Genomic DNA, 12,372 nt, shown 5'->3' with positions numbered 1-12,372 from the left:
TTTAGATAATAAATTTAATCAAAATCTGAACATTAATATAACGTGTCAAGCTTAATTAATGGTTTATGGAACCGATGGCAACTCTTATTGTAATAGGAATTTTGTCAAGTGTTTTTATTTTCGGGTTAAAGACGGGAATCGGCTGCGGTTTTTCGAAGACAGGCTGGAAAGCTGTCGGCGTCTTGTGTCTTTTATACTTCGTTATCGCGCTTGTTGCAGGTTATTTCATGGATGCGATTGATGTCACATCTTTTATGAGTTCACCGTTAGCCGCCGCGATTCATATTACGCTTGCATTATTTTTATTGGCGGGCGGCATTGTCACGATGAAAAAATGGCATGCCGGCTGTGACGTATCGAATAAAACTTTTTTGATTTTGGTATTCCCGTGTCCGGTTTGTATGGCCGCGCTTCTTGTCTCCTGCGTTGCTTTGTCAACCGTCGTTGATTTAAGCGGCATCGCAATCGGCGCGCTCGTCGGAATCGTTTTTGTCATTTCAATCTTGGTGACAACTTTCGTGATGAAAAATTTGAGCAAAATCACGGCGAAACTTCATATCAATTTCAGCGGAACACCGGACACGCTCGGCGCAGTCATGGTGTTTATCGGCTTGTTCTATTTGGTTGCCGCAATTATGATTCCGGCATACATCAACGCAAGCACGGCGCGCTCAAGCATACCGTCATCGTTTGGAACGCCTGAACTGATTGTGCTCGCAGGCGTTGCGGCTTTAATCGTGTTCGGCGCGGCTTTAACGGCGGCGGCCGACAGAAGCAGAGAAAAAGCTTCAAAAACAGAGTAAGTATTGAAAAATAAAAATTCAAGGAATAGGGGAAATTATGGCAGAAATTGCATTTTTATCTGATTTCGGATCATCCGTGTCATACATTACGTATATTTTTTCAAATTCGCTTTTGTATCCGGTCATGATCCTTTTGATTTTGTTCGTTATTTTATCATTGATTTTAGCCGGTGAATTCATTACCGAATACACACGCCGCAACAGAGATCAAAGAGATTTGGAAAAAGAAACGCACCGCATTTGCATGATTGCAGAATCTTCCGCGCCGCTTGAATCAAAATATAAAGACGCGGCATCGATTTTGAAAAGTTTCGACGGCAAACAAACGCAAATGGTCGCGGCTTTTGCAAAAGACGCGGCGGCATCAATCGAAGAAGGCGATGTCAAACACATTGAAAAAATCGCCGACGACTATGAAGTCCGCATGATGAAAAGAACGGAAAAGACAAGAATTATCACAACCGTCGGCCCGATGCTCGGTTTGATGGGAACATTAATTCCGCTCGGTCCTGCTTTAATCGGTTTGACGGACGGCAACATTGACGAGCTTGCGACAAACCTCGTGATTGCGTTTGCGACAACCGTCATCGGTTTGTTTGTTGCGGGCATCAGCTTCTGTTTGACAACCATCCGCAACCGCTGGTATTGGCAGGATATGATTGACATTGATTACATCATTGACGCTTTGGAGGAGCTGAAATGAGCCGCCGGTCCAGAAGATCAAAACGCGGTTCCATGTTTTCCCACAATTCGGTTGATAATCCGATGAACAGCGTCGGCAACGTTTTTGACGTGGCGATGGTTTTCTCGGTGGCTTTGCTTCTTGCGGTTGTTATGTCAGCCGGCTTGACGGAACTTTTAACGGACCAAGACATCACGATTGTCAAAAATCCGGGACAAGACAACATGCAAATCATTCAAAAAACGGAAGAAGGCATTGAAATCATGGAAATCAATGCGGAAGAGCAAATCGGCGGCGGCATCGGAGAAATTCTCGGACAGGCCTATCGGCTGGATGACGGACGCGTGATTTATGTTCCGGAAGGAAATAACACGATTACAAGTTCAAACACTTCGAATGAAACCGCGAGTTAAATTAGAAATTAACAAATAAAATTAAACAAAAAAAAAAAAAAATAAAACAAAAAACATATTGAACAAAGGAATGAACCCCTTTGTTCAAAATTATTTTTTAAAAAACGAATATGAAAAGTGAATTGATTCGAATCAATTCAATGAAAATAATAATAATAAATAATTTTAAAAAAAGTATTAAAATTATCCTTCAAGCCAATTTTTCATTTCCTGTTTCAAGAATTTTTCCGCTTCCAAAACGTTTTCGAGCTGTCCGCGAAGCGCGATGACAGGCGTTTGGGCGATTTCGGGTTCGGTGATTGAAATGAGGCGGTCAACGGCTTCTAAATCAAACATTTCGACCATATCCATGATAATTGACATCGGAACGCCCATCGGAATGACTAAATCGTAAAGATCTTCCAACTCGGCATTTTCGCCGGAGATTTCCGCGAGTTCAAAACGTTTTCTGCTGATCAAATCGTGAAGTGATAATACTTTTGTCATAAATCCGGGCTCCTTTTTTTGTTTGAATTGCAATATTAATTTTAGAATAAGGATTAGTGATTTTGACATTAATACATTCTTCACCTATTAAAACCATAACGATTGAAGACGCAATAAAAAGAAAGATTCAAGAAGTATGAAGCTGTTAAAGATTCAAAAACATTTACATAAAAGGTGAAAGAATGGAATACAAATTAAAACGCGGATACACGCCCGACATTGAAAGAATAAGAGATTTGTTGACCGAATGCTTCGGAACGGAAATCAAAGAGGAAGACGGCAAATTAAAGACATCTTACGGCGTTTTAAAAGAAATTACGGTTTGGATCAACAATAAAAAACTCGGTGTTGAAACAGTTGCCGACAATTCCGGTGCGGCCGATGATTTAATTTTGGACACCAACAAGCGTTTCAGAACATTTTTGGACAAAGGCACCGGCTACACTTCAAAAGACCGCGTGAAAAACGCGAAAAAAGAAGTTACCGGCGAATAATGTAAGATTAATAAATAAAAAAACAAAAACCGAATGAATGGTGAAAGGCTCGGTTTTGGAATACCAAAAGATTAATATGAAAGGTATTCCTTTTTGAGTCTGCTTACATTCGTTTTTTGCGAATCGGCAAACTGTTTTGAATTTAAAAAATAAATACAAGCGCCTCAATGGCTTAGAGGTATAGCACTTCCTTGGTAAGGAAGAGGTCGCGGGTTCAAATCCCGCTTGAGGCTTAAAATCAGGGGGCCGAGCCCCCTTCGTTTTTAAGATTTAATACATCAAAGAGGCTGACATGCTTGAAGAATTTATTAACCGGCTAAAAATGACAATAGAAGAAATTATTGAATGGACAAGTAGTTTAACATGGCGGCAAGCATTTATTTTAATCGTTGCAAGCATACTGTTTCTAATACTCATTTTGTTACTTAGTTTGTACCTTAATATATTTCGCATATAACAATTTTTAAAAAAAGACATAGTTTTAAATATATTATAAAAAGAATAGAATTAACCACAAAAAGGGGTTAATGATATGACAGAAATCAATAAAGGATTCGTATTGCTTTTAGAACTGATCATTGCTGTCGGCGCAATTCTTTTCTTCGCCGGCCTTTGCATTGAAATTTTCAACTTAACCGCGCCGATGACATCTGAACTCGGTGTTATTCTCGGCGGCGTTTTGGTTTTAATCGGCGGATTTTCATTGGCATTTTATTCATCAAAGCCTGACAAAACAGAAAACGCCGTTCATTAAAATCAAGAATTAAGCAAATGAAAAATGAGAATCAGAAAAACAATAAAACGAATCCAAATACCAAACAAAAATAAAGCAAAAACAAAACAATAACCAAAAGAAATTAAAAAAAATAAAGAGGGCCGGGACCGAGAATCGAACTCGGGTCAAAGCCTCCACAGGGCTTCAGGATAACCTTTACCCCACCCCGGCCACATATTCCTTTTTGAAAAAGAAAGAATCGTAAAACGCTTTTTGGAAAGCATTCCATAAAACCTTTTTTTTAATATAAATCTTTCGAACAACGAAAAAACGAACTTGCAAAAGAAAAGACGAAAAAGATAAAAGAAAGAAAAGAGAAGAAAAAAATTGATCTTTTTAAAAAATATTTTGGAAAATCTTAAAATTAAGATTTGTTTTCGGATTTCATTTTTTCCGCCCATTCCTCATCAGACATGGACAAGTCTTTGTCGCCGTAAACGCGCATTCTCTCAAACGTTAAAATTTTACGCGTCACCAATTTTCTTTTGCCGCACCAGCCGGCTTCCGGATAGTTTTCATTGACAAAAGCGACAAGCTCGTCATCGGACATTTTTTCCATCCGATCCTGAAGTTCAAGTAAATGTTTTCCGATATCATCCATAATTTTAACCCCCGAATTTGAAAAACGATTTAAAATCATTAAAGGCTGAAAATTATTTAAAGCCTTTCAAAGAGAAAAAAGAAAAGAAGAGGAAACTTTTGGTTCCCGTTTTGATTTTCCGATACATTCATCATTCGGCTTTAAAGAATAAAGCGCAGTGACACATGCCGTCGCGTTCAATTTCTTCTTCATGATAAACGCAAGGACAAATGATTTTGCGGTCTTCTTCTTTTTCCCCGAGAACAATTCGGCACGGGCAGTATTGCGCGCCGTATTTTTCGCGGCGTTTTGCCAATCCCTCGTAAACCAAATCCAATTCTTCAGGATCAGGATTTAATCGAAAACCTTTTCTCGCGGCATATTTTTCGGCATATTGACGCACTTTTTCTTTTATTTCTTCAAATGTCATTAAACCACCGTTTAGCAGAAACTAAAATCGAATCAGATAAATAAATTTGATTAAAGATATTCTGCATTCTGTTTAAAGGTTCCGTTTTTTCAATAAATCCATATAGAAACAAACCCTTTCAATAATTATTATTTTTGAATTTGGGTTAAACGAAGAGAGGATAACATGGCAACAATTGCAATTGTTTCCTGCCGGATTTTTGAAGATGAATTAACGCATTTGATGAAAAAAGAGCAGGAAAAGAAAACGCGTTTGTTTTTGATTGAAACCGAATTTATTGATTCAATTGAAAAGAAATTGAATTCGGAAAACATTGTTTATGAAAAAATTCAAAACGACCGGCTTGAAGAAAAATTAAACGAACAAACGGACGCCAAGAATACAATCATTCTTCAGCTGATTGAATTTTCAATGGAAGCGCGTCCGGCAGAGATTAAAAATGCCGTTTATGAAAAAATAAAACCGATTCAGGAAATCGCTGACGGCATCATGGTTTGCTACGGTCTTTGCGGCAACGTTCTCGGCAGCATCGAAGGCGACCTCAGCCGCCCGGATTGCCCAGTCCGCATCCTGCGAGACGAAGACGGTAATATCGGAGACGACTGCATTTGCATCTCTCTCGGAAGTCGGGAGAAATATCTGAGAATCATTCGAACAGACGGCCGAGAAGGAACTTATTTCCTGACGCCGATGCAAGCTGCCCACTGGAGAGAAATTGCTTACGCAAGCGCTTTAACGCCCGATCCGAACGATGATGAAATGCTGAAAATGGTTTTTGAATATTCCGGTTATAAAAACGTCGGAAAAGTAAAAACCGGCCTCCCGTATGAAAAAGAATTTGATGAAATCGTTGATGATTTCTCAAAAAGATTTAATTTAAACATTATCGAATACGAAGGAACGCCTTCAATGATTGAAAAATCATTTGAAAAGTTTTTAAAAGAATTGGAAGATTAACGTTTAAAACTTCTATTTTATTTTTACTTTTACATTTTTTTGTTTTTTCTTATTTTTCTTTACGTTTTCGCTTTTCGTTTTTTATTATTACATTTTTTATTCTTAATTTTTATGAATCAGGCCTTCTCGTTTTGATTAGATTCAAAAAAACGATGCTGCCGGTTTAACAGCTGCCGACCGATTATTTGTATTAATCGACCTGCGTTTTTCAAATTCCAAAAGCGACCCGGACGTTTTTAAAATTTTTCAAATAATTGAAAATAACATTTTTAAAAAAAAGTAAAAAAGAAAAAATAAAAGAGGAAGGGAAAACCCTTCACAATTTATTTTTCTTATTTGTTAGATTTACGTTTAGAGTATGCGCCGACACCGACGAGACCGAGGATTGCTGCAATTGCAATCAAGAGACCGAATCCCGGAATGGGTGATTTCGGATCTTCTGCTTCGGGTTCTTTTGTTTCGGGTGCGGGTTCAACAGGTGTTGTTGTTTCAGGTTCTTTGACTTCAGTCTTCTTGGAGTCTTCTGCCCAGACTTTCTGTCCGTCGCCTTCTCTCAAGAGCGTAGATTCGCCGTAGGCGTTCTTAACAGTCAAAGTAACGTTGTAGTAACCGGATTTCTGGTAGGTGTGTCTCGGGTTCTTGTCCGTGGATGTGGATCCGTCGCCGAAGTCCCAGTACCAAGAGGTCGGGTTGCCTGTTGAAAGGTCAGTGAACTGAACGGGGTGTGGTGCAACGCCTGAGAGAACATCAGCCTGGAATTCTGCGCGCGGCAAGTTGCCGACTGTGATGTACTTGTCTTTGGTTGCGGTGTTGTTACCGTATTCATTCTTGATGGTCAACTTAACAGTGTAAGTACCTTCTTTGGTGTATGTGTGTTTCGGGTTCTTCTCAGTGGAAGTTGCTCCGTCTCCGAAGTCCCATGCGTAGGTCAAGTTGTTGCCCTGTGACTTGTCGGTAAACTGGACATTCAACGGAGAAACGCCGCTGGTCGGTGTTCCGGAGAAGTCTGCGACCGGCACATTGCCGACACTGACGTAGCTGGATTTAAGGATTGAATCTGTTGCGCCGCAGGGGTTTGTAACAGTCAAAGCAACGGTGTATGTTCCTGTCTTGTTGTAGGTGTGAGTGGGGTTTCTCTCAGTAGAGGTTGTACCGTCACCGAAGTTCCAAAGGAAGGAAGAGTTGTTGCCTGATCCGACAGACTGGTCGCTGAACTGAACTCTCAAAGGAGCGCTGCCCATGTTGTTGGTTGCAGAGAAATCGGCTTTGAGTGTGTTTGTGATTGCGACGTTCTTGAGTGTGTAGTTGAATGTGCCGTAACTGTTAGACACTGTCAATGTAACATTGTAAACGCCTGTGGATGCGTAAGTGTGTGTCGGGTCCTTTTCAGCGGATGTTTTGCCGTCTCCGAAATCCCATTTGAAGGTTGCAGAGTCTGCGACATTTCCGTGTGTTGTAAAGGCGACCTGCTTAGAGTTGATTGTACCGTTTGCGGTAAAGAAAACGTAGGGTGCAGTGCCGACATTAACGAGTGCTTTTTCGGTCTTTGTGTCAGAGCCGAATTCGTTGGAAACTGTTAAAGAAACGGTGTATGTACCGGTCTTGTTGTAGACGTGTGAGGGGTTCTTTTCAGAAGAAGTGGAACCGTCACCGAAGTCCCAAACGTATTTGGTCGGGTTTCCGCTGGATTTGTCCGTGAATTTAACGGAAAGCGGAGATGCGCCTGCAGTGTTGTTTGCAGTAAAGTCAGCAACAACGCCGCCGCCAACGTAAACGTAGTTGGTTTTGGTTTCTGTTTTGTTGCCGTATGAGTTAGAAATTGTCAAAGAAACGGTGTAGTTACCTTCTTTGGTGTAGGTGTGTGAAACGTTGCCAATCTGGTTGGATGTGGAACCGTCACCGAAAGACCATGTGTATTTAAGGTCTTCTTTGACACCCTGATAGGATAAGTCTGTGAATTTAACTTCTAACGGTGCTTTTCCGCGGAGGGGCTGGCCGGAGAAATCCGGATCGGGAAGAGCTCCCACAGCAATGTAACCATCCTCTGCGATTGCAGTCGGTACTAAAGAAAAGAGAAGACAGAAAATAAGGAGACCTGCCATCAATTTTCCAAAGTGTTGTTTATGCATTTTCATTTTCAAAACTCCAGAATCAAAATTGATAAATTTTTACTGAAAATCGGAAGCATTATGAACAAAATAATACCCCTTCCGTATACAAATATTAACAAAATGATTTACCCCAGTCTGATTTGCGGATAAAACAAATTGTGGCAATAGCTAATATTTAACGGGAACCTAAATTGAACGAATTAAGATTTCAATTCAGTTTCATTTAGAATTCTAATTAACAAACAGTGCCTAGATGATATATATAGCTTATCATAGAAAAGAGATGAAAAAGAATACTACAAGAACAATATATTACACGATGAAACATAAATAAAATATGAATAAAACATAAAAAACAAAAAATTGGACTATTTAAATAAACAGTTTTGATTATTTAAAGAAATATTTGTGACTATTAGTAAATATTAGCAAAATAAAAATGAGATTTGACGAAATTGAAGGAAATAAAAATAAAAAATACAAATTTGAAAAATAAAAACGAAAAAATCAAAGTTAACAATAAAATAAATTTAAAATCGATAATAAAAATAAAAACGCAAAATCAAAAATCCAAATGAATATTTTAACAAAAAATCGCGACAATTAATCAATTTCTCGAGTCAATTTTCAAGAATAATAAATCAATAAGAAGATATTGATTTGAATCGAAATGAGAGAAAACGGAAATCGAAATATAACTCATTCAACATAATCAATGGGAAAATTTATTAACCCGTGTGATTCATCATTCTTTGAGTAATGATTTTAACTTATATTTTAACTTTTAAATTGTAATTTTTTAGATCAATCCGTTTTATGTATTAAATGTAAGAATTCTGTTTGATTCATCAACATGAATTGAATGCAGTAATCATAAAACATCAATCAGGAACTGAGATTAATTTACAAGGACATTTAAAATGAGTCAGGAAGCTAAAACTATCCCCGATTATGATTACGAAGCACTCGGCTTGATGGTCGGCCTTGAAATTCACCAGCAGGTGGATTCTCCGACAAAACTTCACTGCCGCTGCCCGAATATCTATCGGGAACCGGAAGAATCGACGCATGAAATCAGAAGATATTTGCGTCCCAAAGCCAACAATTTAGGCATGATGGACCGCGCCGTTGTCGAACAGACGCAGGCCAACCGCCAAAGCCGATACATGGTTTTTGATACGACTTGTTTAGGTGATGTTGACGAAGCAGGACCGGCACCCGTAAGCCCGGAAGCTTTGAAAACAACGCTTGAAGTTTCCAAACTCCTTCACATGGCACCGGTTGACCGCGCGCACGTGATGAGAAAAATTATCGTTGACGGATCCGGACCCGGCGGTTTTCAAAGAACCACATTCATTGCAGGCAACGGCTGGATTGAAACCGGGTCGGGAAAATGCCGCATTGCCAGCTTGTGTTTGGAAGAAGAATCTGCGCCGAAAATGGAAGAAACAGACGAATACGTCGTCTTTTCATTGGACAGACTTGGTACACCGCTGATTGAAATCGCAACTGAGCCGGACATCAGGACGCCGGAACAGACCGTTGAAGTCGCATCTTACCTCGGCATGGCGCTTCGCTCAACGCTCGGCGTGAAAAGAGGCATCGGAACAATCCGTCAGGATGTCAATGTTTCCATTAAAAACGGAACGCGCGTTGAAATGAAAGGCGTTCAGGCTTTGTCCATGATTGATGAAATCGTCAAGCGTGAAATATTCAGACAGCTTGCGCTCATCGAAATCAAAGATGAATTGAATGCGAAAGACGCATCGGTTGACACAACATTATATGATGTGACGAATATTTTTGCGGAAACGAAATCGAAAGTGATTATTAACAGCGCGAAAAACAGACAAATTATTGCAATCCGTTTGAAAGGATTTGACGGCTACATCGGAAGAGAAGTTCAGCCGGGAAGAAGACTCGGAACAGAATTGTCCGAAAAAGCAAAAGCGGTCGGCGTTTCGGGATTGTTCCACACGGACGAGCTGCCGAATTACGGCATTACCGCAGAAGAAGTGACAGCGCTTCGAAAAGCAGTTGGCGCCGATGCAGATGATGCCGTTATCATGATTTCCGGCCGCGCGGAAGTTGTCAAAAGAGCAATGGAATCCGTCGTTCAAAGAGCGGAACAGGTGCTGATTACCATTCCGCAGGAGACGCGCTACGCGCTTCCGGACGGAAACACCTCTTACATGAGACCGCTCCCCGGAGCCGCCCGAATGTATCCGGAAACAGATCTGCCGACGTTTGCAATCAGCCGCGCGGCATATCGCGATTTGCCTGCGCCCGAACTTTTGATTGAAAAAGCGGAGCGCTACATCAAAGAATATAATATTAACAAAGAGTTTGCCGAAGCAATTGCGTTTTCAAAACACATGTTGCTTTTTGAAAAATTGGCGGAGAAGTATAAAGGAAACGAATCAGCAACACCGACTTTGCTTGTCAGAATATTCACAGGCATTTTGCCCGAATTGAAAAGAGAAGGATTAAGCGTTGATTCAATCACGGATGCCAAATTCGAAGAAATGTTTGATTTGATTTCGGCCGGAACGCTCCCGAAAGATGCCGCTCGCAACATTTTAGTAATCGTTTGCAACGATTCCGGCTGCTGTATTGCCGAAGTTGCGGAAAAAATGGGAATCGGCGCAGTCGACAAAAAAGAAATTGAAGAATATATTGACGCAATTGTTGCCGAAAGGAAAGACTTCATCGCCGAAAAAGGTCCGGCAGCCGTCGGTCCGTTGATGGGAATTGTCATGGAAAAATACCGCGGCAAAATTGAAGGAAAGGAAGTCAGCGCATTGTTAAAAGAAAAGATTGATAAGATGACGAAATGATGAAAATCATTTCGTTTATTTATTAATTTTAAAAGAATTAAAAAAATCAAATTATGGATTAATATTTTTTGCTAAACAGCAGCAATAGAACAAATCAAAACAGAAATGATCAATAACAGAAATAATCAAAACAAAATATTTTAAAAAACGAAAATAAGAAATTACCAAAATTGGTACCATTTCTTCTTTTTGGCATCTTCAAGTTCAAGCGTTTTCTTTTCAACCTGATTAATAAGCGTTTGAACTTGCGCGATGTGCATTTTTGTCGTGTTGTCGCGTTCTGTGATCTGCTCGTCTTTTGTTTCAAGCTGGCGATTTAAAGCGGAAATCTGATCATCTTTGATTTCCAACTGCTTTAAAAGAGCGGAAACATATTCCTGCGATACCGCGCTGTCATCATTCTTAGACAAATACATTTCAAGCGCTTTTGCGACGGCTGTGCCTTTGGATTCACCGGAAGTATCCAACTTATGATAGAGTTCTGCAGATATCCGAACATTCAGTTGTTTTTTGTCATCTGATTTCGTGCTATCATCAGATTTTGAATTTTTTTCGGCAGCATTTAATTCATCACGTTTGCCGTTGCCGTTTGAATCGGAAATATCAGTCATAATTTAAACCCGTTGTTAGATAAGTCTATCAAAATACTACATCTTGATATATAATTGTTATTTGCAGAGGATGTTTACAGACAATAAATAAAGCTGATTATTGCTTCAAATCGGCGAATTTATCAAATTGATGAAAAAGACAGCAAAATTGAAACATTTTGATAGCTGATTAATCACATATAGAACTCAAGCACAGAGAGTAATAGATTTTTCTATAAAAGTTTTGCAGCCGGAAAAATAAAATTGAATATAGAACAATTTCGGGAAATAAAATGATACGGAATTTTACTTTTGATATAACAAGGTGAGTTATCCAAAATAGCGAATGATAGCAATCCTCGAAATTTTGATAAACGATATGCGCAGAGAATATAACTGAAAATTTTAAAGAGAAATAATAAATGAAAAATAGCAAAAAGATAGATTTAACAGACATATTGCTATATTTTGCCGAGGCAGTTGTGCTAAATCCGAAAAACGCAAAGAAGAAAGACAGAAAATATGAAGATATAGAAAATTGAATACGATTTGATGCATTTTTGTTGCAAAATGATATGATTTAATAGCTTTGAAAAATATGGCTTTAAAAATCTAGCATTTTACAAAAAAAATGCTATTTTTGGCTAGATTTCTGCGATAAGTATATATCCGATTGAAGCGTAGTAAGAATTGTCAGCGTTGGGTAATGACAATCATTAACTCAACCGGACTCGAAAAATCTTTGAATTGGAAGAAATGTGTGAAAAGAGAAAAGGATGATTTGTGGCGAATTATCCTTTTCTGACTTCTTTCGATGAATTCTTTTGAAAAACAAATTAAAAAAACATTCAGCTGAATATAATAATAGCTGAAAATCGTTATTGATGAATATAACGAAATATTATATACCTTTTGCGGTCGATTATGTCTCCAGATAATTATATCCAAAAGACAATAAAAAATCACCGGGTGAATTAAAACAGAATCGGAAGAAAGACAAATAACAAAATATTTGTCAAAATAACAAATTAAAATCGATCACTTCTTTTTTTGAGATATAGTTATAAAAAATCAGATTGATTTTAATTCAACCGAATTAATTTCATTTTTGCCGGTTAAAACAATTATTATTTGAAAAGAATCAATGATTTCGATTGAGTACGTTTTTTGAAAAAAGATAAACAATTTCACAGACAATCATGACATTTTCAATC

The 12,372-nt window shown here is 38.7% G+C and carries 12 protein-coding genes and 2 tRNA genes; 8 read left to right on the top strand and 6 right to left on the bottom strand.

Translation table 11 applies throughout. The features are described from left to right. Positions 1-74 precede the first annotated feature (74 nt). From MmiEs2_RS01840 to MmiEs2_RS01830, 3 genes are read left to right on the top strand one after another with little or no spacing between them, the layout of a single operon-like run. Positions 75-803 carry a DUF2162 domain-containing protein gene (locus tag MmiEs2_RS01840; RefSeq protein WP_316559734.1) on the top strand — a complete coding sequence of 243 codons (729 nt, stop codon included), beginning with the start codon at positions 75-77 and terminating at the stop codon, positions 801-803. Between the two features lie 37 nt (positions 804-840). Then, entirely contained in the window at positions 841-1,506 is a 666-nt protein-coding gene (locus tag MmiEs2_RS01835) for a MotA/TolQ/ExbB proton channel family protein (protein WP_316559733.1), read from the top strand. Then, positions 1,503-1,898 (top strand): DUF2149 domain-containing protein, encoded by a 396-nt coding sequence (locus tag MmiEs2_RS01830; RefSeq protein WP_316559732.1) that lies wholly within the window; start codon positions 1,503-1,505, stop codon positions 1,896-1,898. The genes MmiEs2_RS01835 and MmiEs2_RS01830 overlap by 4 nt, the downstream gene beginning before the upstream one ends. Positions 1,899-2,081: 183 nt before the next feature. On the opposite strand, the gene MmiEs2_RS01825 is transcribed toward MmiEs2_RS01830, so the two are convergent. Then, complete coding sequence (locus MmiEs2_RS01825; protein ID WP_316559731.1) at positions 2,082-2,384, bottom strand: hypothetical protein; 303 nt, start codon at positions 2,382-2,384, stop codon at positions 2,082-2,084. 182 nt (positions 2,385-2,566) lie between these two features. On the opposite strand from MmiEs2_RS01825, the gene MmiEs2_RS01820 reads away from it, so the two are divergent. The 3 genes from MmiEs2_RS01820 (at position 2,567) to MmiEs2_RS01810 (ending at position 3,632) form a co-directional block, all read left to right on the top strand. Continuing rightward, the gene (locus tag MmiEs2_RS01820; RefSeq protein ID WP_316559730.1) at positions 2,567-2,878 is read left to right on the top strand and encodes a DUF5611 family protein; all 312 of its coding nucleotides are present in this window, start codon (positions 2,567-2,569) and stop codon (positions 2,876-2,878) included. A 161-nt stretch (positions 2,879-3,039) separates the two neighbouring features. Further along, positions 3,040-3,111, top strand: a tRNA-Thr gene (locus MmiEs2_RS01815). A 299-nt stretch (positions 3,112-3,410) separates the two neighbouring features. Then, complete coding sequence (locus tag MmiEs2_RS01810; RefSeq protein WP_316559729.1) at positions 3,411-3,632, top strand: hypothetical protein; 222 nt, start codon at positions 3,411-3,413, stop codon at positions 3,630-3,632. A gap of 120 nt (positions 3,633-3,752) precedes the next feature. Here MmiEs2_RS01810 and MmiEs2_RS01805 read toward each other — a convergent pair. The 3 genes from MmiEs2_RS01805 to MmiEs2_RS01795 form a co-directional block, all read right to left on the bottom strand. Beyond that, positions 3,753-3,824, bottom strand: a tRNA-His gene (locus tag MmiEs2_RS01805). A 193-nt stretch (positions 3,825-4,017) separates the two neighbouring features. Continuing rightward, positions 4,018-4,254 (bottom strand): hypothetical protein, encoded by a 237-nt coding sequence (locus MmiEs2_RS01800; protein ID WP_316559728.1) that lies wholly within the window; start codon positions 4,252-4,254, stop codon positions 4,018-4,020. A 130-nt stretch (positions 4,255-4,384) separates the two neighbouring features. Continuing rightward, positions 4,385-4,663 carry a ferredoxin-thioredoxin reductase catalytic domain-containing protein gene (locus MmiEs2_RS01795; RefSeq protein WP_316559727.1) on the bottom strand — a complete coding sequence of 93 codons (279 nt, stop codon included), beginning with the start codon at positions 4,661-4,663 and terminating at the stop codon, positions 4,385-4,387. Positions 4,664-4,828: 165 nt separating this feature from the next. Here MmiEs2_RS01795 and MmiEs2_RS01790 point away from each other — a divergent pair, with 165 nt between their 5' ends. Further along, on the top strand, positions 4,829-5,620 hold the full coding sequence (locus tag MmiEs2_RS01790) for a DUF1638 domain-containing protein (protein ID WP_316559726.1): 792 nt from the start codon (positions 4,829-4,831) through the stop codon (positions 5,618-5,620). A gap of 332 nt (positions 5,621-5,952) precedes the next feature. Here MmiEs2_RS01790 and MmiEs2_RS01785 read toward each other — a convergent pair whose 3' ends face one another. Then, positions 5,953-7,755 (bottom strand): PKD domain-containing protein, encoded by a 1,803-nt coding sequence (locus tag MmiEs2_RS01785; protein WP_316559725.1) that lies wholly within the window; start codon positions 7,753-7,755, stop codon positions 5,953-5,955. Between the two features lie 896 nt (positions 7,756-8,651). Between MmiEs2_RS01785 and gatE the strand changes: the two genes are divergently transcribed. After that, positions 8,652-10,568, top strand: a complete 1,917-nt coding sequence (gene gatE, locus MmiEs2_RS01780) for a Glu-tRNA(Gln) amidotransferase subunit GatE (protein ID WP_316559724.1) — start codon at positions 8,652-8,654, stop codon at positions 10,566-10,568. 161 nt (positions 10,569-10,729) lie between these two features. Here gatE and MmiEs2_RS01775 read toward each other — a convergent pair whose 3' ends face one another. Then, on the bottom strand, positions 10,730-11,179 hold the full coding sequence (locus tag MmiEs2_RS01775; protein ID WP_316559723.1) for a hypothetical protein: 450 nt from the start codon (positions 11,177-11,179) through the stop codon (positions 10,730-10,732). Positions 11,180-12,372: the final 1,193 nt, after the last annotated feature.

Origin of the sequence: Methanimicrococcus stummii (genome assembly GCF_032594435.1) — an archaeon.
GTDB classification, from domain to species: domain Archaea; phylum Halobacteriota; class Methanosarcinia; order Methanosarcinales; family Methanosarcinaceae; genus Methanimicrococcus; species Methanimicrococcus stummii.
Note: the sequence above shows the minus strand (reverse complement) of the source record. Positions and strands in the feature narration are given on the sequence as shown.

Bases quoted from the DNA above. Each gene is read 5' to 3' on its own strand.
- MmiEs2_RS01785 (WP_316559725.1), bottom strand. From the start codon at position 7,755: ATGAAAATGCATAAACAACACTTTGGAAAATTGATGGCAGGTCTCCTT.
- MmiEs2_RS01790 (WP_316559726.1), top strand. From the start codon at position 4,829: ATGGCAACAATTGCAATTGTTTCCTGCCGGATTTTTGAAGATGAATTA.
- MmiEs2_RS01825 (WP_316559731.1), bottom strand. From the start codon at position 2,384: ATGACAAAAGTATTATCACTTCACGATTTGATCAGCAGAAAACGTTTT.
- MmiEs2_RS01775 (WP_316559723.1), bottom strand. From the start codon at position 11,179: ATGACTGATATTTCCGATTCAAACGGCAACGGCAAACGTGATGAATTA.
- MmiEs2_RS01800 (WP_316559728.1), bottom strand. From the start codon at position 4,254: ATGGATGATATCGGAAAACATTTACTTGAACTTCAGGATCGGATGGAA.
- gatE (WP_316559724.1), top strand. From the start codon at position 8,652: ATGAGTCAGGAAGCTAAAACTATCCCCGATTATGATTACGAAGCACTC.
- MmiEs2_RS01820 (WP_316559730.1), top strand. From the start codon at position 2,567: ATGGAATACAAATTAAAACGCGGATACACGCCCGACATTGAAAGAATA.
- MmiEs2_RS01830 (WP_316559732.1), top strand. From the start codon at position 1,503: ATGAGCCGCCGGTCCAGAAGATCAAAACGCGGTTCCATGTTTTCCCAC.
- MmiEs2_RS01795 (WP_316559727.1), bottom strand. From the start codon at position 4,663: ATGACATTTGAAGAAATAAAAGAAAAAGTGCGTCAATATGCCGAAAAA.
- MmiEs2_RS01835 (WP_316559733.1), top strand. From the start codon at position 841: ATGGCAGAAATTGCATTTTTATCTGATTTCGGATCATCCGTGTCATAC.
- MmiEs2_RS01810 (WP_316559729.1), top strand. From the start codon at position 3,411: ATGACAGAAATCAATAAAGGATTCGTATTGCTTTTAGAACTGATCATT.
- MmiEs2_RS01840 (WP_316559734.1), top strand. From the start codon at position 75: ATGGCAACTCTTATTGTAATAGGAATTTTGTCAAGTGTTTTTATTTTC.